Annotated in this window: 18 protein-coding genes; 5 read left to right on the top strand and 13 right to left on the bottom strand. The window is 47.5% G+C overall.

Annotation, left to right across the window (positions count from 1 at the left end; all coding sequences use genetic code 11):
- Positions 1–14: 14 nt before the first annotated feature.
- Complete coding sequence (locus OHJ21_RS28080; protein ID WP_486022055.1) at positions 15–269, bottom strand: putative Se/S carrier protein; 255 nt, start codon at positions 267–269, stop codon at positions 15–17.
- Positions 270–531: 262 nt separating this feature from the next.
- Here OHJ21_RS28080 and yyaC point away from each other — a divergent pair, with 262 nt between their 5' ends.
- Positions 532–1,137: a spore protease YyaC gene (gene yyaC, locus OHJ21_RS28075; RefSeq protein ID WP_326111320.1), complete on the top strand. Its 606-nt coding sequence runs from the start codon at positions 532–534 to the stop codon at positions 1,135–1,137.
- Here the strand turns inward: yyaC and OHJ21_RS28070 are convergent.
- The 12 genes from OHJ21_RS28070 to rpmH form a co-directional block, all read right to left on the bottom strand.
- Positions 1,094–1,612 carry a DUF4446 family protein gene (locus OHJ21_RS28070; protein ID WP_486021732.1) on the bottom strand — a complete coding sequence of 173 codons (519 nt, stop codon included), beginning with the start codon at positions 1,610–1,612 and terminating at the stop codon, positions 1,094–1,096. The two genes, yyaC and OHJ21_RS28070, sit on opposite strands and share 44 nt — an antisense overlap.
- A 38-nt stretch (positions 1,613–1,650) precedes the next feature.
- Positions 1,651–2,799 (bottom strand): aminotransferase class V-fold PLP-dependent enzyme, encoded by a 1,149-nt coding sequence (locus OHJ21_RS28065; RefSeq protein ID WP_486021731.1) that lies wholly within the window; start codon positions 2,797–2,799, stop codon positions 1,651–1,653.
- Positions 2,800–3,036: 237 nt separating this feature from the next.
- Positions 3,037–3,876, bottom strand: a complete 840-nt coding sequence (locus OHJ21_RS28060; protein WP_100541332.1) for a ParB/RepB/Spo0J family partition protein — start codon at positions 3,874–3,876, stop codon at positions 3,037–3,039.
- Positions 3,869–4,630, bottom strand: a complete 762-nt coding sequence (locus tag OHJ21_RS28055) for a ParA family protein (protein WP_076326292.1) — start codon at positions 4,628–4,630, stop codon at positions 3,869–3,871. Before OHJ21_RS28055 ends, OHJ21_RS28060 begins: the two co-directional genes overlap by 8 nt.
- A gap of 265 nt (positions 4,631–4,895) precedes the next feature.
- Positions 4,896–5,714, bottom strand: a complete 819-nt coding sequence (gene noc / locus OHJ21_RS28050; protein WP_076326293.1) for a nucleoid occlusion protein — start codon at positions 5,712–5,714, stop codon at positions 4,896–4,898.
- A gap of 1,418 nt (positions 5,715–7,132) precedes the next feature.
- Entirely contained in the window at positions 7,133–7,855 is a 723-nt protein-coding gene (gene rsmG, locus OHJ21_RS28045; RefSeq protein WP_100541333.1) for a 16S rRNA (guanine(527)-N(7))-methyltransferase RsmG, read from the bottom strand.
- Between the two features lie 3 nt (positions 7,856–7,858).
- Positions 7,859–9,745 carry a tRNA uridine-5-carboxymethylaminomethyl(34) synthesis enzyme MnmG gene (gene mnmG, locus OHJ21_RS28040; RefSeq protein WP_486021727.1) on the bottom strand — a complete coding sequence of 629 codons (1,887 nt, stop codon included), beginning with the start codon at positions 9,743–9,745 and terminating at the stop codon, positions 7,859–7,861.
- Positions 9,746–9,854: 109 nt separating this feature from the next.
- The gene (mnmE, locus tag OHJ21_RS28035) at positions 9,855–11,231 is read right to left on the bottom strand and encodes a tRNA uridine-5-carboxymethylaminomethyl(34) synthesis GTPase MnmE (RefSeq protein WP_486021725.1); all 1,377 of its coding nucleotides are present in this window, start codon (positions 11,229–11,231) and stop codon (positions 9,855–9,857) included.
- Positions 11,232–11,418: 187 nt separating this feature from the next.
- Positions 11,419–12,207 carry an RNA-binding cell elongation regulator Jag/EloR gene (gene jag, locus OHJ21_RS28030; protein WP_100541336.1) on the bottom strand — a complete coding sequence of 263 codons (789 nt, stop codon included), beginning with the start codon at positions 12,205–12,207 and terminating at the stop codon, positions 11,419–11,421.
- A complete protein-coding gene (locus tag OHJ21_RS28025; RefSeq protein WP_127592782.1) occupies positions 12,204–13,097 on the bottom strand; it encodes a YidC/Oxa1 family membrane protein insertase in 894 nt (297 codons plus the stop codon). The genes jag and OHJ21_RS28025 overlap by 4 nt, the downstream gene beginning before the upstream one ends.
- Positions 13,098–13,172: 75 nt before the next feature.
- A complete protein-coding gene (gene rnpA / locus OHJ21_RS28020) occupies positions 13,173–13,523 on the bottom strand; it encodes a ribonuclease P protein component (RefSeq protein WP_100541374.1) in 351 nt (116 codons plus the stop codon).
- A 223-nt stretch (positions 13,524–13,746) separates the two neighbouring features.
- Positions 13,747–13,881: a 50S ribosomal protein L34 gene (gene rpmH, locus OHJ21_RS28015; protein WP_006207379.1), complete on the bottom strand. Its 135-nt coding sequence runs from the start codon at positions 13,879–13,881 to the stop codon at positions 13,747–13,749.
- Between the two features lie 454 nt (positions 13,882–14,335).
- Here rpmH and gnd point away from each other — a divergent pair, with 454 nt between their 5' ends.
- The 4 genes from gnd (at position 14,336) to gntK (ending at position 19,209) form a co-directional block, all read left to right on the top strand.
- Positions 14,336–15,235 (top strand): phosphogluconate dehydrogenase (NAD(+)-dependent, decarboxylating), encoded by a 900-nt coding sequence (gnd, locus tag OHJ21_RS28010; protein ID WP_100541338.1) that lies wholly within the window; start codon positions 14,336–14,338, stop codon positions 15,233–15,235.
- A 136-nt stretch (positions 15,236–15,371) separates the two neighbouring features.
- Positions 15,372–16,049 (top strand): GntR family transcriptional regulator, encoded by a 678-nt coding sequence (locus OHJ21_RS28005; RefSeq protein WP_486021722.1) that lies wholly within the window; start codon positions 15,372–15,374, stop codon positions 16,047–16,049.
- A 161-nt stretch (positions 16,050–16,210) separates the two neighbouring features.
- Complete coding sequence (locus OHJ21_RS28000) at positions 16,211–17,572, top strand: GntP family permease (RefSeq protein WP_100541340.1); 1,362 nt, start codon at positions 16,211–16,213, stop codon at positions 17,570–17,572.
- An 89-nt stretch (positions 17,573–17,661) separates the two neighbouring features.
- Complete coding sequence (gene gntK, locus OHJ21_RS27995; RefSeq protein WP_100541341.1) at positions 17,662–19,209, top strand: gluconokinase; 1,548 nt, start codon at positions 17,662–17,664, stop codon at positions 19,207–19,209.
- Positions 19,210–19,370: the final 161 nt, after the last annotated feature.

The following is a 19,370-nucleotide window of genomic DNA, read 5'->3' as shown; positions in this document are numbered from 1 at the left end:
TTGATGTCCTCCCATTACTCTTCGATGTTGATGTACCTCTCGTTGCTATCCAGTGCAAAGATGCCCCGGATTTCCACATGCTCCTGCCGGATAATCTCTTGAACATCTTTTAACGCATCAGGTGAGAATTGAATCGATAATGCACAGCCAGCCGTAATCTCTTTTGGTGTAGGAAAAAGATCAATTTCGATATCCGCGTACTCCAACAGCATTTCCGCACGCAGCGCCTGCTGGGTGGAATCGAATGCAATCAACATTGCGCCTTCCACTTCCCCGTCCCCCTCCATCGTGCCTATCATTTCTATTTATGGTCTACTCATCATCATTCCCCATGATTGAGAGTTTTATATAAACCTTTTCATAGATCAACTTATTCATATAACTCATGCAGCCTAGTCACATATGCTGTTCCAAAGAACATCCTTCTGTGTTGAGTTGAATATAAATCACATTTTTAGCAAATCCCAAAGTATAAAAACAGTCTTTCATCCATATACTGATACTACCAAATGCAGACGAAAGGAAGATTCTATGAACCGTCTATCTAAAATCACGTCTCGCCCGGAGGCTTCCAGCTTAAAAATACCACACACGGACCCTAATATCCATTCTGCTATTATACATCGCTTGCTCTTCCATCTTTCTGACGCTCGTATTCAGCACCGTCCGCTGGTTATTGTCTGCATCGGTACCGATCGGTCCACCGGTGATTGCTTGGGGCCACTGGTCGGCACTTCACTAGCCCGCTACAACAGTCCGCTGTTCCATCTCTACGGCACGCTGGACGAGCCTGTCCACGCCATGAATCTGAAGGATACGCTGACCACCATATACGAGAAATTCGATAACCCTTTTGTGATCGGGATTGACGCCTGCCTAGGGCAATCATCAAGTGTAGGTTCTATTCAAATATCCGATGGTCCTCTAAAGCCTGGAGCCGGCGTACACAAAGAATTACCGCCGGTCGGCGATATCCACGTAACGGGTATCGTCAATGTCGGCGGCTTTATGGAATACTTCGTATTGCAGAACACTCGCTTAAGCTTGGTCATGCGGTTGTCTGATATCATTGCAACCTGCCTGTTTGCAGGTATCAAAGAGTGGAACCGTTCTTCCCTTCTTGCAGCGCAAGAGTGACGGCCTCCTTTTCTTCCGGAGACAATGGATATTTGGATTGCCCATCCTTCAATGGTTTGGCGTACACAAAGGAGCTCTCCCGGTTATGCAGACCGGTCAGCACGATCCCTTCCTCCTCTTCACTGAGAATAGCCAGGGAGAAGCTCATTTCATTTCCCCGCTCGCCAAACGCATTATATCGTACGATGCCAACCTTGGATTTCATCCCTTTCAAGCTGCCGCTGATCGTATCCAGCATTTTTTGATGACTGGCATGCCCTTCTTCAATTTCATCCATTTGGATTTTCAGCTGGACCAGCAGCGATTCGAGATCCTCTACCCCGCTGCCTGCCATCATCGCATCGTATCTGCGTCTCATTTTACGCAATTTTGCCCCTTGAACAATTAAGGTTATCCATAAGATCAAGATGATCATGACCATTCCGACGACAAACCAATGAAGCTGCTCCATGATCAATTCATTTAATTCAGACATGCTTTCTTCCTTCCTCTTCTCCATCTTGATCTGTTTATTTAACTGTGAATCTCCTTGATCGCTTTTCGCATGAATTCGATTTCATCACGGCTCGTAGAAATCCCCACGCTTGCTCTGATTGCACCCGTCTGTTCCGTGCCTGATGCCATATGGGCGAGCGGTGTGCAGTGATAACCGGCACGCACGGCAATCCCATATTCCCGGTCCAGTCGAAAAGCCAATTCAGACGCGCTGTATCGCTCCGACACAAAAGCAACAATGCCAGTCCTCGCCTGTCCAAGAGCAGGACCTAGTATACGAAAGCCTCCTACCTCTTGCAGACCCTCCATCATATACTGTGTTAACTCCCATTCATGCCGGTAAATATGCTGCGGTGTCCATTCAAGCACCTTCCTCACACCTGCTTGCAGTCCCGCATACCCAATCGTGTTAGGCGTCCCTGCCTCATATCGATCCGGACGTACCGTTGGCTGTTCAATAGCCTCCGATTGACTCCCTGTGCCTCCGTGCAGTAATGGTTCCAGATCAATATCAGGCGAGATATACAACCCGCCTGTTCCCTGCGGCCCCAGAAGCCCTTTATGCCCCGGAAAAGCCAACATGCCTATATGCATCTCCTCCACGTGAATATCCAGCATACCGGCACTCTGGGCAGCATCTACGAGCAGCACAGCCCCTTTTCTCTTCACCAGCTCTCCTATTTCAATAAGAGGAATAATCGAACCAAGAAGATTGGAACTTTGACTACATACAACAAGCCTAGTATTAGAACGAAAGGCGCCCTCCATTAGTTGCATATCAAGCTGACCTTCTTCATCGACAGGAATATAGTCTACTTGTATCCCTCGGGTGCGTTTCAAATACTCTAACGGTCTTCGCACTGAATTATGCTCAATCATGGTGGCAATGACATGATCGCCTTCACGCAAATACCCTTTGATTGCTAAGTTCAACGCTTCTGTTGTATTCGATGTCAATGCAATATCATTAGGGTTTTTTACCCCAAACAAATCTGCGAGCGTCTTCCGTGTTCCATAGAGTACTCGAGAAGCCTTCACCGCCATCCGATGACTCCCACGCCCCGGATTTGCAGCAGCCTCCTCCATCGCCTTTCTCATTGCCTCAAATACTTCAGGCGGCTTTGGCCACGAAGTGGCTGCATGATCCAGATAAACGATCGGGTCCATGATGTTTCCCCTTCATTTTCGCCGTATTGGTGTCTCTTAACAGAATATGTCCGAACATCTTTAAATTCCATCATCAAGGCTATGGGTTTACGCTTACGCTTACGTTCACGTTTAGTTAAATAAAGACATATCTCATTCCCTCACAGGAACGTCGACATGTCTTTGGTTTTTAATCGCACACATTTGCTTTCAATCCATCACGCATAAAACCATCTTCTTTAACAAACCCAGAATCTTTTATTGAAGAAGTTCCAACAACCGCTCCAGGTCCTGTCTACTATAGTAATTAAGCTCAATCTTCCCTTTATCCTTATTGTGCTTAATTTTGACAGTTGTTTTAAACCGTTCTCTCAGATCCTCTTCCAGATGATCGATATAAGGATCTCTATTCTTAGCCTTAGGCTTCGCTTTGTCAGCTGGTTTACGATCCAGGTTCTTAACAGCTTCCTCTAGTTCACGAACACTCCACTCTTGCTCCACACACTGTTTTGCCAACTGTTTAACTAGAATCGGATCCTTGATTCCAACAATCGCTCGGGCATGTCCCATGGATAATGTTCCACGTGAAACATTGTCCTTCACTTCTTCTGGTAGAGAAAGTAACCGCAAAAAGTTAGCGATGTGGGAACGAGACTTGCCCACCTTCAAGGACAGCTCTTCTTGGGTTAAGGAAAATTGTTCCATCAAGCCTTGGTAAGCTACAGCAATCTCCATGGCATTCAGATTCTCCCGCTGCAGGTTCTCAATCAAGGCAATTTCCATCACTTGTTGATCGCTAAAAGATCGAACCACCGCCGGAATGGTAGCTTTGCCGCAATATTGAGATGCCCGGAATCTGCGCTCCCCAGCAATAATCTCATACCCTTTCAGCACACTGCGGACGATAATCGGTTGTATAACTCCATGTTGACGGATCGACTCTGCCAATTCCTGGATTGCCTCATCGTTAAATGTCTTGCGCGGCTGATACGGATTCGCTCGCAATTGACTAAGCGGAATTTCCACTACCTTGTCATCATCATGAATAGACAAAGATGGAATAAGCGCATCCAGCCCTTTTCCCAATCGTTTACTCATACGAGATCACTTCCTTTGCCAGCTCCAAGTATACTTCCGCTCCCTTAGATCGAGGATCATAAGTAATGATCGACTGTCCATGAGATGGTGCCTCACTCAAACGAATATTTCTAGGAATAATCGTTCTGTACACTTTTTCCTGAAAATACTTTTTCACTTCTTCAATCACCTGAATGCCCAGGTTCGTGCGCGCATCCAGCATCGTCAACAATACGCCTTCAATCTTGAGAGATGTATTCAGATGTTTCTGAACAAGGCGAACCGTATTCAGCAGCTGACTCAGACCCTCCAGTGCGTAATACTCGCATTGGATCGGGATGATCACGGAATCGGCCGCGGTCAATGAATTGATCGTTAAAATGCCAAGCGATGGAGGACAATCAATCAAAATATAATCATACTGAGGCTTGATTAATTGGAGTGATTTCTTCAATCGTACTTCACGGGAAATCGTAGGGACAAGCTCAATCTCAGCACCAGCCAATTGAATGGTTGCCGGAATGATGTCCAATCCTTCTATGTTAGTCCCACAGATGGCGTCCTTCGGGTGTACTTCATTGATGATAATATCATATATGCAATTTGCAACATCGGCTTTATTAATGCCAACCCCACTCGTTGTGTTTCCTTGGGGGTCTATATCCACCAAAAGCACCCGTTTGCCTAGCGAAGCCAATCCAGCTCCCAGATTGACGGAAGTCGTCGTTTTGCCGACACCGCCCTTTTGATTTGCTATGGCAATTATCTTTGACACTCATTTCACCTCAATGTAGGAAGACTCTTCTAAGTAGTCGCAATAGATGATATACAGCGATAGGCTGTATATGTATTAAGTGAACGATCCCGGAACTTCGGAACGCCCAGGATAAGCGGCGATGAAAATGAGTAATAATACATTACATGTTTCTCATCTGTAACATCAAACCAAACCTCTTCGTTATACGAAATAGCCTGCTGCAGAGCATTATCTCTTGATCAACAGAAAAAGCGGTACGATGCATACCGCTTCACACCATATCCTAACGTTTAGGTATTTTTATAACGATTTCATAGTGATCTTCATGATCATTCTCAGTTGTTTTGATAGCCATCCCGGAACCGGAGACCATATCGATCGATTGGCGAATCGTGTTCAGAGCCAGGCGAACATCCTTACTATACGATATGCGCTTGGACTTCTTCATCGTTGTTACTTCTTTATAAAAGGCGATTCGTGCTTCCGTCTGCTTCACATTCAGTTCCTTGGTAATGATCTCATCCAGCACCTTGAGCTGGGTCTCTTCATTATCCAATGAAAGCAGCGCACGAGCATGGCGTTCCGTCACTTTACGTTCCATCAACGCCACTTTGACTGCTTCCGGTAGCTGCAGCAAGCGAATCTTGTTTGCAATCGTGGACTGGCTTTTTCCTAACCGCTGTGCCAAGCTCTCTTGTGTCAGTTGATGAAGATCAATCAGCTTTTGATAAGCAACAGCCTCTTCAATGGATGTCAGTCCTTCACGCTGCAAATTTTCGATTAACGCAATCGATGCCGCCTGTGAATCGTTGAACTCCCGAACAATGGCCGGAATCGTGTCCAGACCCAGCTTCTTAACCGCACGCCAGCGGCGTTCCCCTGCAATGATCTCATACATGCCATTACGGACACGAACAACGATAGGTTGAATGACTCCATGCGTTTTAATCGTCTGGAGCAGTTCATCAATCTTCTCATCATCAAAAATCGTCCGTGGCTGGTATGGGCTGCTGACAATCTCGTTTACCGGGATTTGTTTCACTTCATCCCCTTGGTTCCGCTCTGCCGCTAAGCCAAACAATCTCGAAAATTGTTCCTTCATTCCGTATATTACCACCTAATTTCATGATAGCACGGATAAGCCTCCGAAGATCCCGGAATCGGTTAAACGATTGGACAACCAACATATGGAGTCATACACGGATGCTTCCACCATCCATTGGCGCTAGAATCCATTGTGGTGCCAGGCATTTCCCTGCAAAAACAGATTTCATGCTGATCAGAGAAAAGACGCCTGTGGTGATCATAGCCGTATTACTCTGAATCAAACCGCTGCATGAAGCGGTTGCTTCTTGAGAGATATAACAGGAGGTTTATCATGATGCTTACTATCAATCGATATCTCACAAGTGGTATATATGTCTTCTACTTCGTATAAGGCCATGATTCCCTTCGGATCGCACGGCACTTTCCAAAAAACAGCAGCCACAACGATCAATGTTGTTGACTGCACGAAGCAAGGATGGAAAAGTGACCAAACCAGGATTTATACTCTTTCATCCTATTAAAGAACGGGCAAACCGGCCCTTCTGTCCAAATGGATACTACGATTCTATTCTACCACTTTTTGTCCTATAACTCTATTCTCCAATATCACCTTTTTTCCTTCATTTCTCGCTTGCTTTATACACGATTTGTACACAGTTCCAAAGTTTTTGCGTCGATATCATGTTATGAAGCCACATCACCCATCCTGCAGCCTATCTCGCGATCCTAACATTTAGAATAATTGTGGGATTTGCCAATAAATTAAATCTTCCCAACCAAGCAATATAATCCAAGCGTCGACACAATCTGAATCTCCAAACACAATAGATGTATCCGAACTATGCACAGTGTGCGTCAATGCTCCCTGTGTTCATATTGCATTGTCCAGCACATGATTACGATAGCTGCAGACTTTTTCTCCTTGGGGGAATCTTTCATTATGGAAGTTAGATGGCGTAGTTGATATCAAAAAAATCTGACAAGAGGAATATGCTTCCAAAGAGATGTCTACTTATATCAGACAGCATGCTTCAAATGTTTCACGTGAAACATTTGAAGTTTATATAGATACATCCACATAGTTGATTCCCTTCTTATTCAAAAAATCACATCCCCTCCCTTTTAGAGGTCAGCCTTGGTTCTGTTTAATAAAATCCGCTTAAAGGGTGAGCGCCGATCTAGTCGTAAAAATACTTTTAATGGGTATCCTCCCACTCGTTAATCTAAGTTAAATTTCATTATCTTATTTTTCTTCCCACCCGATTTAAAGAATAGATAAACGTGCTTATGGACTTAACCAATGAAATTCAAAAAACGATTTTTATTTCAATATATATCATATGTAAAAAGAAAAGGGTTGTTAAAGACTACCTTCCCGCTCAAGGAAATCTACACAGCCAATAAAAAAAGAGAAGGACTTCATAGAGTCCCTCTCTTTAATCGTTTGCATATCTTCCCCGATGCGCAAGAACCTTACACAATCGGCGTTTTGCTGGCCGTACCCGCCTTGCGGGGATACTTGGAAGGCGTGGCTCCCTTTTTATCGATCACCACGATATGCCGGCCAGATTCCTCTACGGGTAGGGAGAACGAATGAACCTTGTTCAAGGCCCCTCTCAGCTCTTTCAGGCTGCGGGCTGCCTCCTTCACCTCTTCCGTAGGATCACTGCCCTTCATCGCCGCGAATCGACCCCCTACCTTGGTGAAAGGTAGGCAGAACTCGTTCAACACAGCCATGCGAGCTACCGCTCTTGCAGTGACCAAGTCGAACCCGTCACGGTATCCTTGCTTACGAGCTACCTCTTCCGCACGCCCGTGAATCAGTTCAACCCCAGTTAGGCCAATCGTATCCACGACATGCTTCAGAAAGTTAATCCGTTTGTTGAGCGAATCTACAATCGTCAACTTCACATGAGGGAAACATATTTTCAGAGGAATACCAGGGAAGCCTGCGCCTGATCCGATATCCGCCAGATTGCCGATTTGGGTCATATCCACGTAAAAGGCGAGCGTAATCGAGTCGTAAAAATGCTTCGTATAGACTTGCTCCCGTTCCGTAATCCCGGTTAAATTCATTTTCTCGTTCCACTCTACCAGTATTTCGTAGTACATCTCGAACTGCTGGAGCTGTTTCTCATCAATCGTAATCCCGTGCTCCCCGAGCCGGTCAACAAAAGCCTTCTGAATGTCGTCCATTCCTTATCCTTTCGCTGCGGTTACCCGGTTATAATGCTCCAGGTAAACGAGAAGTATCGAAATATCCGCTGGCGTTACACCTGCAATGCGGGATGCTTGACCGATAGAGATCGGACGGATCTTGTTCAGCTTCTGACGGGCTTCCATGGCCAGTCCGTTGATTTCGTCATAAACGATATCCTCCGGAATGCGTTTTTTCTCCATCTTCTGCAGCTTTTCCACATGACCCAGCTGTTTCTCAATATAACCCGCATATTTGATTTGAATTTCGACCTGCTCCTTCATTTCCTCATCCAGCTCGTAAGGAGACGGGGAGAGCGACTCAATCATGGCAAACGTAATTTCAGGACGACGCAGAATCGTCAGCATATTGCTTCCGTCCACAATCGGTGCTGATCCGGCGGCTTCCAGCATCTCATTCACTTCAACCGGCTTCACCTTCGTTTGACGAAGACGTTCGATCTCCTGCTCAACGAGCTGCTTCTTCTGTACGAATTTGGCATAACGTTCTTCCGAGATCAATCCGATGTCATGACCGATTTCAGTAAGACGCAGATCGGCATTATCATGACGAAGCAGCAGTCGGTATTCTGCACGGGAGGTGAGCAAACGATAAGGCTCATTCGTCCCTTTGGTCACCAGGTCATCGATCAGTACTCCAATATAACCCTGGGAGCGATCCAGAATAACCGGCTCTTTACCCTGCACTTTCCGTGCCGCATTGATTCCCGCCATAATGCCTTGACCCGCTGCCTCTTCATATCCCGAGGTTCCATTGATTTGTCCGGCCGTGAACAGACCCGGCAGTTTTTTCGTTTCCAGAGACGGCCATAGCTGCGTTGGCACCATGGCGTCATACTCGATAGCATATCCGTTACGCATCATTTCTACCTTCTCCATTCCCGGAATGGAACGAAGCACCGCAAGCTGGACATCCTCAGGCATGCTGGTGGATAGCCCTTGTACGTAGTATTCTTTTGTATTTTTACCTTCAGGCTCCAGGAAAATCTGATGTTTCGGCTTGTCGGCAAAACGAACGATCTTGTCCTCGATGGACGGGCAATAACGTGGACCCGTACCTTCTATAACGCCAGAGAACATCGGTGCGCGATGAAGGTTGTCATTGATGATCTGATGCGTATCCACCGACGTATACGTCAACCAGCAAGGAAGCTGCTCATTGTCGGAGGATTTCGTTTCGTAAGAGAAGAACTTAGGCTTCTCATCCCCAGGCTGGATTTCGGTCTTGGAGAAATCAATCGTATCCTTATGCACCCGAGGTGGTGTACCTGTCTTGAAGCGAACAAGGTCGAATCCAAGCTCGCGCAGGTTATGCGCAAGTTTTACCGAAGGCTGTTGATTGTTCGGACCGCTCTCATACATCAATTCACCCATAATAACTTTACCACGCAAATACGTACCGGTTGTCAGCACAACGGCTTTCGCACGATATTCCGTGCCCGTCTGCGTCACGATCCCCACGCACACGCCATCTTCTACGATGAGCTGATCCACCATACCCTGACGAAGGGTAAGCTTCTCTTCCTTCTCCATCGTCTCTTTCATGGTATGCTGATAAGAAAACTTATCCGCTTGAGCACGCAACGCGTGAACAGCCGGACCTTTACCTGTATTCAACATTCGCATTTGAATGAAGGTTTTATCGATATTGCGTCCCATTTCTCCGCCCAGTGCGTCGATTTCGCGAACGACATGGCCTTTTGCAGGCCCTCCAATGGACGGGTTACAAGGCATAAAAGCAACCATATCCAAGTTGATGGTAACCATCAACGTTTCAGCACCCATTCGTGCAGATGCAAGTGCAGCTTCACAGCCGGCATGTCCTGCACCGACTACAATCACGTCATAAGTGCCACCCATATAGCTCATAGCTTACCCTCCTGTTCTTATTGTGTTATATACGTAATCAAAGGGCATCCACCTCGAATATCCCTGATATTGCTGAGCTGTTCCTACTATATATAGTAATCGTTGGAGCTTATTTACCCAAGCAAAACTGTGAAAAAATCTGATCAATGAGCGAATCGCCAACCGCTTCGCCCAATATCTCACTTAACTGCTCCCAGGCCATTCTCACATCAATTTGGATCATATCGATCGGAATGAGCTGTTCAGCCGCATCGTAAGCATCCTGCAGCGACTGCTTGGATTTCTTCAGCAAAGCGATATGTCGCACATTGCTCACATAGGTCAGATCTCCGCCTTCAATCCGGCCGCTGAAGAACAAGTTGGATATGGCCTCTTCCAACCGGTCAATCCCCTCTTGTGCCTTCACCGACATCGGAACAATCAATTCATCGGGGTAGTACCGATGCAGAATGTCCAGATCGAGATTAGACGGTAAGTCCATTTTATTCATAATGACAATACATTGTCTACCGCGTATTTGTTCCATCAATTCCAATTCGTCCTGATGCAGCGGTTCGTTGGCATTCAGCACGAGCAGAATGAGATCCGCTTCGTTGACCGCATGCTTGGATCGTTCAACGCCGATCTGCTCGACCACATCCATCGTTTCCCGGATGCCCGCGGTATCGAGCAGCTTCAACGGAATGTTGTTAATGGTGACAAATTCCTCAATCACATCGCGAGTCGTTCCTGGTATATCCGTGACAATCGCGCGATTATCCTGGGCCAGCGTGTTCAGAAGCGAGGATTTGCCCACATTGGGGCGACCGATAATCGCTGTCGTAATCCCTTCACGCAGGATCTTCCCTTCTTGCGCGGTCTTTAGCAGCTTATCAATTTCCCCCATAACAAGCTGGCTTTTCTCTTTAATGAATTCCGAAGTAAGCGACTCCACGTCATGCTCAGGATAATCAATATTCACTTCGATATGGGCCAGCGTTTCGACCAAGGTATGCCGCAGCTCGTTGATCTTACGGGATAACGTTCCTTCAACCTGCTTGAGGGCAACGGAAAAGGCGCGATCGGATTTCGAACGAATCAGGTCCATAACGGCTTCCGCCTGGGACAGATCAATCCGGCCATTTAAGAAAGCACGCTTCGTAAATTCACCGGGTTCCGCCAAACGGATGTTTAATTGAAGCAGCAGATCCATGACCCGCTTGACCGAGATGACGCCACCATGAGCGCTGATCTCGACAACATCCTCGGTCGTGAACGAACGAGGGGCACGCATCAGGGTCACGAGCACCTCTTCGAGGTTTTCCCCCGTTTTCGGATCCACAATATGACCGTAATGAACGGTATGGGACTCCACTTGCGTTAACTTGTTTTTGCTTTTGAATATACGCTCCACTTCCTGAACGGAGTCCGGCCCGCTGACGCGAATAATCGCGATGCCGCCTTCACCGACTGCCGTAGAAATGGCTGCAATCGTATCGCTAAACATCGTTTCCTTCACCTCTTTCTATTTAAAAAACCTCGGGATTACACCCATACGGTGTACTACCCGCTGCTTGATCTATTTTCTTAAGAAAAACCTCCTGCGAAAGTCTTTCCGTATAGGTCTCTTTAAAAAACAATGACTCCCTCTTGAAGCTTAAGGAGTCATTGTTTATATATACTCTTCAACTCATTTAGGACGACTTGGGTGTAATGACAACCCGCCGGTTCGGCTCTTCGCCTTTGCTGTACGTCTTCACGGCTCCATGCGACTGGAGTTTGGCGTGAATTACCTTCCGCTCAGCAGCAGGCATAGGCTCAAGCACAATCTCTTTACGGGTCTTCAGAACCCGTCCCGCTAACCGATCCGCCAGATCCTCCAGCGTCTTCTTGCGACGGTCGCGGAAGTTCTCGGCATCCAGTACGATGCGAAGATAGCTGTCGGAGTAACGGTTAGCTACAATATTCGCCAGATATTGAAGGGCATCCAGGGTCTGACCTCTGCGCCCGATCATTAGTCCAAGTCCGGCGCCGGAAATTTGAAGCGTGGTAAAGTCTTTTCCCTTCTCAACCTCAACCGAAATATCTAGCCCCATGGCTTGTCCGGTTTCAATCAGAAAGGTGATGGCTTCCTGGTAAGGATCCTTGCCTTCAAACGAAGCTGTGCCAGGGTTCTCTATCTCTGTCCTGACAGCAGCAGGTTCCTGCGTCATTACCGAGGTATTCGAGACCTGAACCACTTTGGCCGGAACAGCTTGCGCGTTCGTAGGAGGTTCTTCCTTCACAGATGAATCGCCGCCGGCACCGTCAGGCAGGAGCGTTAGTTCGACTTTCGCTTCCTTGACCCCGAACAGGCCCAGGAATCCTCTTGATGGCTGACTCAATACTTGAACCGATACACGGTCTTGACTTACACCCCATCGGGCCAGCCCTTGTGCGACAGCATCTTCAATGGTTTTTCCTGTTGCGACGATTTTACTCATCTCGACTTCTTGGCTCCCTTCGAACCTTTTTTCCCGCCTTTGCTGCCACTCTTTTTCCCGCCCTTGTTACCGCTCTTATTGCTCTTCTGACCGTCGGTTGCGCTGGCAACGCTTGCCACGACAGCAGCCTTGTCATTGTTGCGGTACAAGAAGTAGTTCTGCACGATCGTGTAGAGGTTACTGTAGAACCAGTACAACGGAAGTGCTGAAGGGAACTGGAAGGACATTACAAAGATCAGAATCGGATAAACGAACAGCATGAACTGCATCATCCCCATTTGCGGAGACGGGTTCATCTTCATCATCATTTTTGTTTGGAAATAAGTGGTTGCAGCAGCAAGCACCGGCAAAATAAACAGCTTGTCCGGTTGGCCTAATTGCAGCCACAGGAATTCGTGATCACGAAGGAGATTGTTATAGTAAATCGAATGATAGAGTGCGATAAATATCGGCATTTGTACGATCAGCGGCAAACATCCCGCCATCGGATTAACCTTATTCTCCTGGAAGAGCTTCATCGTTTCCATTTGAACTTTTTCAGGTTGATCTTTATATTTCTCGCGAATTTTCTGAATTTCAGGCTGAATGGCCTGCATTGCCTTCGAGCTTCTGACCTGTTTCAGAGTCAGCGGTAAAATCAAGGTACGGACGATAAGCACCATCACGAGTACGGACAATCCGTATTCACCGTTAAACCATGTAGCAAACGTATCAAGTGCCCATGTAAAGTAATAAACAACGTTGCTCTGCCAAAAGCCTCCATTTTTCAAATCTTCAATGGTACGCGTTTGGTCAGCTCCACCAGGCGCACAACCTGATATAACGGCCACTGCAAGTATTACAGCGGTGAGGAGGAACCATTTTCCTCGTCTTGTCTTCATGAACGACACTTCAAAACCCCTCTCTTCGCCATTCCATTCCACGGTAAATCATAACATATTTATATGGACAAATAAACACATGGTTCAGCCCCTCTTCGCTTTCAAAAGGGACGATTTCCTCAATACATGAAGCACGCTTTTCTCCAGCTCCTGATAAGACTTATCGAGCGCTCCCTTTCGAACGATGAAGATCAGATCAACATGCTCGATAATCTGATGCTGATGGAGCCTGACAATCTCTTTAACCAGCCGTCTCATCCGGTTGCGGACAACCGCATTGCCGATCTTTTTGCTGCATGAAACGCCAACGCGAAACTGCTCTACCTCTTTTTTGCGTGACCAATATACAACAAATTGATGATTGGCGAAGGACTTTCCGTGTCGATATACCCGGCTGAAATCAGCGCGGTTCCGTAAACGAAGTTTTCTATGCACAAGTTCTCCCGCCCTGCCGTTAATCAAGTTCATTACATCCTGCGCTGCATTGGCATATCTTCTATTATAATAGTATAGGCATGCCAAAACCGCGCTAAACACCTCAATTGCAATACGTTACCACTCAATGTAGCTTATATTCTGCCGGTTTCAAAGGAAACTCCTCACACTGCAGGAGATATTACGAAAAAAAGACCACCTCGGTGGTCTTCGTGGCACAATATTACGCGCTCAGTACTTTTCTGCCTTTTTGACGGCGGTTAGCCAATACTTTGCGTCCGTTCTTCGTGCTCATTCTTTTACGGAAGCCATGTACCTTTTTACGTTTGCTTACATTCGGTTTGAACGTCGGTCTCATGAATTAATGCACCCCCTTACAGGAATCTGTCTTACCCATATTTTAAGATCATAACGTCAATCGACGCACTTTCACGGAAGAATAGACCGCGATTTGTTGAACCGACGTCTATGGACGTATCTCTTGTAAACAGACCGCTAAATGGTAGCGGATAATGTTCTCATCTTCACAGAAAATGCCTTTATACATTTAATCACGTTCAGGCCCAAAAGTCAAACCTATCTTGACTTCAGCAAGCACTTAAGTTTTCCACAAGTAGTCATTATTGCTAGTTTTGAATTATCCACATGGGGATAACCTATTTAAATAGGTTGTGGATGTCATTTTTCGATCAATATAATCTCTTTCATCCCTCAAATGCCCCTTATTTACACAAGAGCTATAAAGGAGTAGTATAAATAATTGAATTTAAGTTGTATACAAGTATACACCCAAGAAGGAGCTGCATTGTTTTATGAAAATAGGCATGATCGGTCTGGGGAAAATGGGCCTCAATCTGGTTCAGAATCTGATCCATCATCAGCATCAGGTCGTAGCTTACGACTTAAATACGGAATTGGTCGATCAAGCTGCCCAGTGCGGTGCCGAAGCGGCAGCATCAACTGAATGGCTCGTTGCCAAACTGGAAAAACCCCGCATCGTATGGATGATGGTGCCAGCCGGAAATATCGTGGATTCCGTCATCGATTCCCTCACCCCACTCCTGGAGTCCGGTGACATTCTAATTGACGGCGGCAACTCGCATTATAAAGATTCCAAAGCCCGTGCAGCACGGCTGGCGGATCAAGGCATTCATTATTTTGATGCCGGCACTTCCGGCGGTATGGAAGGCGCTCATCATGGTGGCTGCTTTATGATTGGGGGCAACCGCGACGTATTCAACAGCATTGAGCCCCTATTTAAGGATATGGCTGTCGAGAACGGTTATTTGTATGCCGGTGAAAGCGGCAGCGGCCATTTTCTGAAGATGGTCCATAACGGAATCGAATACGGCATGATGCAATCCATTGCGGAAGGCTTTGAAGTATTGGAAAAAAGCGCGTTCGATTTCAACTATGAGGATGTCGCGCGGGTATGGTCCAATGGATCCGTCATTCGCAGTTGGCTCATGGAGCTGACGCAAAACGCATTTTCCAAGGATCCGAAGCTGGATGGCATCAAAGGCGTAATGAAATCGTCCGGCGAAGGTAAGTGGACCGTTGAAACGGCACTTGAGGTTCAAGCCAGCGCACCCGTCATCGCCATGTCGCTGTTCATGCGCTATCGCTCCCTTGACCAAGATACGTTCCACGGCAAAGTCGTTGCAGCCCTGCGTAATGAATTCGGCGGTCATGCGGTTGAGAAATCGGAATAACATTCATTTTCTTCTATTACCTGCTGTTTCTTAAGGGCATCGATGTCATGGCCTCATCATGGTCCCTTATCCTTTCGATGTGGTATCATTACCACTAGAGAAAATTAGAATCAGTAACGGATTGGAGAATTAGGCTATGAAATTTCCCTCAACGTGGCTTCAGGGAGCCTCTCTCGGAGAGGCCATCGCCAGTGAACTGAGATTGCAGATTATTAGCGGTACCATCAAGCGCGGAGAAATCCTGTCCGAGAACCGGATTGCAGGTGAATTCGGCACCAGCCGATCTCCTGTGCGGGAAGCAATGAAAACGCTGTCCAGCGAAGGATTGATCCAATTGGAGCGCATGGGCGCCGTTGTCATGGGCTTATCGCTTAAGGAAGTAGAGGAATTATACGATGTCCGTTTTCTTATCGAGAGCTTTGTTCAAGGCCAGGTGTTTGCGAATCCCCAGCCGGAATTAATCCAACATTTAAAACAAATCGTTGATCGGATGGAGCTTGCCGCCAAACATCAGGACCCGATTGAATTCTCCTATCAGGATTTGTCTTTTCATGAACGGATCATTACGGAAGCGAATCATAAAAGGATTCTTCATCTGTGGAAGAGCATTCGCCCTATCGTGATCACGGTCATGTTAATTACGACCCGTCAGGTGTTTGGTGGCGGAGGCATCAAGATTCGGTATGTCATGGACAAGCATCTTCAGCTTATTGCAGAGATGGAATCCCTGGATCCTGCACGGATTCAAACGGCGGTTCAGCATTACTTCGATGATTCCCGTCAGACGCTTCATCTTAGTTTTCCGGAGGGTTAGCTTAATCCTCCCTTCCTCCGCCCCGACATTGAATGTGCACGCTCTAACTTGTCGACAAGTATACAATAGAATTCGCTTTTGTTTTGGGTATACTACCGCAGAACAGCCCGATATTAACCATTTCCCAATTCAAATGGGTAATCTATAGGAGGAAGCAAGATATGAATTCACTATTCGGTCTCAGTCATAATGCTACCTTAATGATCTGGACACTGCTGACGATCGTCTTCCTGATCGTGCTGATTTCCAAATATAAATGGAATCCTTTCGTGACCCTACTGATCTCCGCACTAATCCTTGGTCTATTGACGGGCATGCAGCCTGCGGATGTTATTACTTCAATAACCGGCGGGCTGGGGGGAACGCTTGGAACGATTGCCATCGTAATCGCCCTTGGTACCATGCTCGGAAAAATGATGGCCGAATCCGGAGGCGCCGAGCAAATCGCGACCACACTCGTTGACCGCTTCGGCGAAAAGCGGGTCCATTGGTCCATGATGATTGTCGGTTTTATCGTCGGTATTCCCGTATTTTTCGAGGTGGGCGTCATCCTCTTGATTCCTATTGTCTTCACGGTTGCACGCAAAACGAAAATGTCTCTGCTGCACATCGGCATTCCAATTTTGGCCGGACTGTCCACCGTTCACGGTTTGGTGCCTCCGCATCCCGCTCCGATGATTGCTATTAAAGCATATGATGCGGACCTTGGCATGACAATACTCTACTCGTTCCTGGTTGGGATTCCCGCAGCGATACTGGCTGGCCCGGTGTTCGGTAAATTCATCGGCAAACGAATCCGAACCGAGCCGCCCGAGGAGCTTGCCGAGCAGTTTTCAAGCCAAGCCGATCGCCGATTGCCCGGTTTCGGCATCACGTTGTTTACCATCTTGCTGCCGGTCATTCTGATGCTCATCGGTTCCGCAGCTGATATTATCGATCCGGAATCCACAAGCATGATATCCGTGTTCTGCAAATTTATCGGTCATGAAATCATTGCATTGCTCATAGCTGCAGTCTTCTCCTTCTACTCGCTGGGATTCGCACGCGGCTTTAATAAACATGATCTATCCCGCTTCACCAGCGAATGCCTTGCTCCGATTGCTACGATCATTCTGATCATCGGTGCGGGCGGTGCATTCAAACAGGTTCTGATCAACAGCGGCGTCGGCAATGCCATTGCCGAAATTGCAACCGGTGCAAATATCAATGTCATCCTGTTCGCGTGGCTTGTGGCTGCACTCATTCGGGTTGCAACCGGTTCCGCTACCGTAGCCATGACGACCGCCGCAGGGATTGTCGCTCCTGTGCTTGCCATGACGCCTGGCGCCAACGTAGAGCTTGTCGTACTCGCTACCGGGGCAGGCTCCATCGTACTGTCACATGTAAACGATGCCGGCTTCTGGATGGTAAAAGAATTCTTTAACATGACGGTAGCCCAGACGCTGAAATCCTGGACCGTGATGGAGACGATCCTATCCCTGACCGGACTGGTGTTGGCTCTGGTTCTCAATGTAATTGTATAATGAAGCAATAAGACACATGGGGGCTCCTTGGAATGCTGATATTTTAAACAGCGAACCGGGTGCCCTTACGTAGAAAGAAGGTATGTCTCATGAGTACTCAGAACTATATGATCGGTGTCGATATCGGAACAACCAGCACCAAGGCCGTGCTATTCAAGGAGAATGGTGAGGTTGTTGCTAAAGCCGGTGGTGAATATCCACTGCTCACCCCCACTCCCTCTACGGCGGAGCAAGATCCGGAGCAAATCTTTCAGACCGTCATTTCCTCTGTCCAAGGGGTTATGACGCAGAGCGGGATTGATCCAGCTCAAGTACTATTTGTTTCTTTCAGCGCGGCCATGCACAGCGTCATTGCCGTAGATAGCCAAGGTACCCCTTTGACTCGCTGCATTACTTGGGCCGACAACCGCAGTGCTGCCTGGTCTGCAAAGCTCAAAAAGGAACTCGGCGGCATGGAGCTGTATCTTAGAACCGGAACTCCGATTCATCCGATGTCCCCTGTGACCAAGCTGATGTGGATGCGCCATGAGCTGCCCTCCCTCTTTCATCAAGCAGCCAAATTCATTTCGATTAAAGAATATGTTTATTTCAAACTATTTGGCCAGTATATTGTAGACCACTCCATTGCCTCCAGTACCGGTATGATGAACCTCGAAGCCCTGGCTTGGGACCAGCAGGCACTGGAGCTCGCTGGCATCACGGAGGACCATTTATCTACGATCGTACCAACTACACATATCATGGAAGGCCTAAAAAGTGAGTATGCCGCAGCCATGGGGCTCTCCACTTCCACCCCTTTCGTGCTTGGAGCTGCCGACGGCGTGCTGTCGAACCTCGGCGTGAATGCCATAAAGCCGGGAGTCGTTGCCGCTACCATCGGTACGAGCGGTGCCATCCGTACGGTTGTTGACAAGCCGGTGACCGATCCGAAGGGACGGATTTTCTGCTACGCATTAACGGAGAAGCACTGGGTCATCGGGGGCGCGGTCAACAACGGCGGCATGATTTTCCGCTGGGTTCGCGATGAATTTGCCGCCTCCGAGGTTGAAACGGCCAAGCGGCTCGGCATCAATTCGTATGATGTACTCACCAAAATCGCGGACCGTATTCCGCCAGGCTCGAACGGACTGCTATTCCACCCGTACCTGACAGGAGAACGCGCGCCGTTGTGGGATCCGAATGCCCGTGGATCGTTCTTTGGTTTAACCCTGAATCATAAAAAAGAGCATATGATCCGCTCCGTGCTGGAGGGCGTGATCTTTAATATGTATACCGTTTTGCTAGCGATGGAGGAACAAATCGGCCGGCCGGCCAAAATCCATGCCACCGGCGGTTTCGCCCGTTCACCGATCTGGCGGCAGATGATGGCGGATATTTTTGACCAGCAGGTGATCGTGCCGGAGAGCTACGAGAGCTCTTGCCTTGGCGCAGTAGTCCTTGGTCTGTATGCTACAGGAAGAGCGGATTCACTCGACATTGTAGAGACGATGGTCGGCGGCACCCATGAACACCAGCCTGTGAAGGAAAGTTCGGATGTTTATAAGTCTCTGCTGCCGATCTTTATCCGCATTTCGCGGAAGCTGGAGGAAGATTATGAAGCCATTACCGAATTCCAGCGCCGATTCGAGCAATCGTAAGCTTACTATAGTAAGAAAAACGTCTATCGACGAACATTCCAGAGAAGACAGACCACGTGTAGATGTTGTTTTTCTTGCGATATCAGATAGGCCATGCTTCGAATTTTATACTTCTGATACCTTAAGTAAAAGCCCGTTTTCGATGGATTCGATCCATGGCG

Origin of the sequence: Virgibacillus sp. LDC1, from assembly GCF_025792345.1 — a bacterium.
GTDB lineage: Bacteria > Bacillota > Bacilli > Paenibacillales > Paenibacillaceae > Paenibacillus_AQ > Paenibacillus_AQ lautus.
Note: the sequence above shows the minus strand (reverse complement) of the source record. Positions and strands in the feature narration are given on the sequence as shown.

Bases quoted from the DNA above. Each gene is read 5' to 3' on its own strand.
- yyaC (WP_326111320.1), top strand. From the start codon at position 532: ATGAACCGTCTATCTAAAATCACGTCTCGCCCGGAGGCTTCCAGCTTA.
- OHJ21_RS28070 (WP_486021732.1), bottom strand. From the start codon at position 1,612: ATGTCTGAATTAAATGAATTGATCATGGAGCAGCTTCATTGGTTTGTC.
- OHJ21_RS28065 (WP_486021731.1), bottom strand. From the start codon at position 2,799: ATGGACCCGATCGTTTATCTGGATCATGCAGCCACTTCGTGGCCAAAG.
- OHJ21_RS28060 (WP_100541332.1), bottom strand. From the start codon at position 3,876: ATGAGTAAACGATTGGGAAAAGGGCTGGATGCGCTTATTCCATCTTTG.
- noc (WP_076326293.1), bottom strand. From the start codon at position 5,714: ATGAAGGAACAATTTTCGAGATTGTTTGGCTTAGCGGCAGAGCGGAAC.
- rsmG (WP_100541333.1), bottom strand. From the start codon at position 7,855: ATGGACGACATTCAGAAGGCTTTTGTTGACCGGCTCGGGGAGCACGGG.
- mnmG (WP_486021727.1), bottom strand. From the start codon at position 9,745: ATGAGCTATATGGGTGGCACTTATGACGTGATTGTAGTCGGTGCAGGA.
- mnmE (WP_486021725.1), bottom strand. From the start codon at position 11,231: ATGTTTAGCGATACGATTGCAGCCATTTCTACGGCAGTCGGTGAAGGC.
- jag (WP_100541336.1), bottom strand. From the start codon at position 12,207: ATGAGTAAAATCGTCGCAACAGGAAAAACCATTGAAGATGCTGTCGCA.
- rpmH (WP_006207379.1), bottom strand. From the start codon at position 13,881: ATGAGACCGACGTTCAAACCGAATGTAAGCAAACGTAAAAAGGTACAT.
- gnd (WP_100541338.1), top strand. From the start codon at position 14,336: ATGAAAATAGGCATGATCGGTCTGGGGAAAATGGGCCTCAATCTGGTT.
- OHJ21_RS28005 (WP_486021722.1), top strand. From the start codon at position 15,372: ATGAAATTTCCCTCAACGTGGCTTCAGGGAGCCTCTCTCGGAGAGGCC.
- OHJ21_RS28000 (WP_100541340.1), top strand. From the start codon at position 16,211: ATGAATTCACTATTCGGTCTCAGTCATAATGCTACCTTAATGATCTGG.
- gntK (WP_100541341.1), top strand. From the start codon at position 17,662: ATGAGTACTCAGAACTATATGATCGGTGTCGATATCGGAACAACCAGC.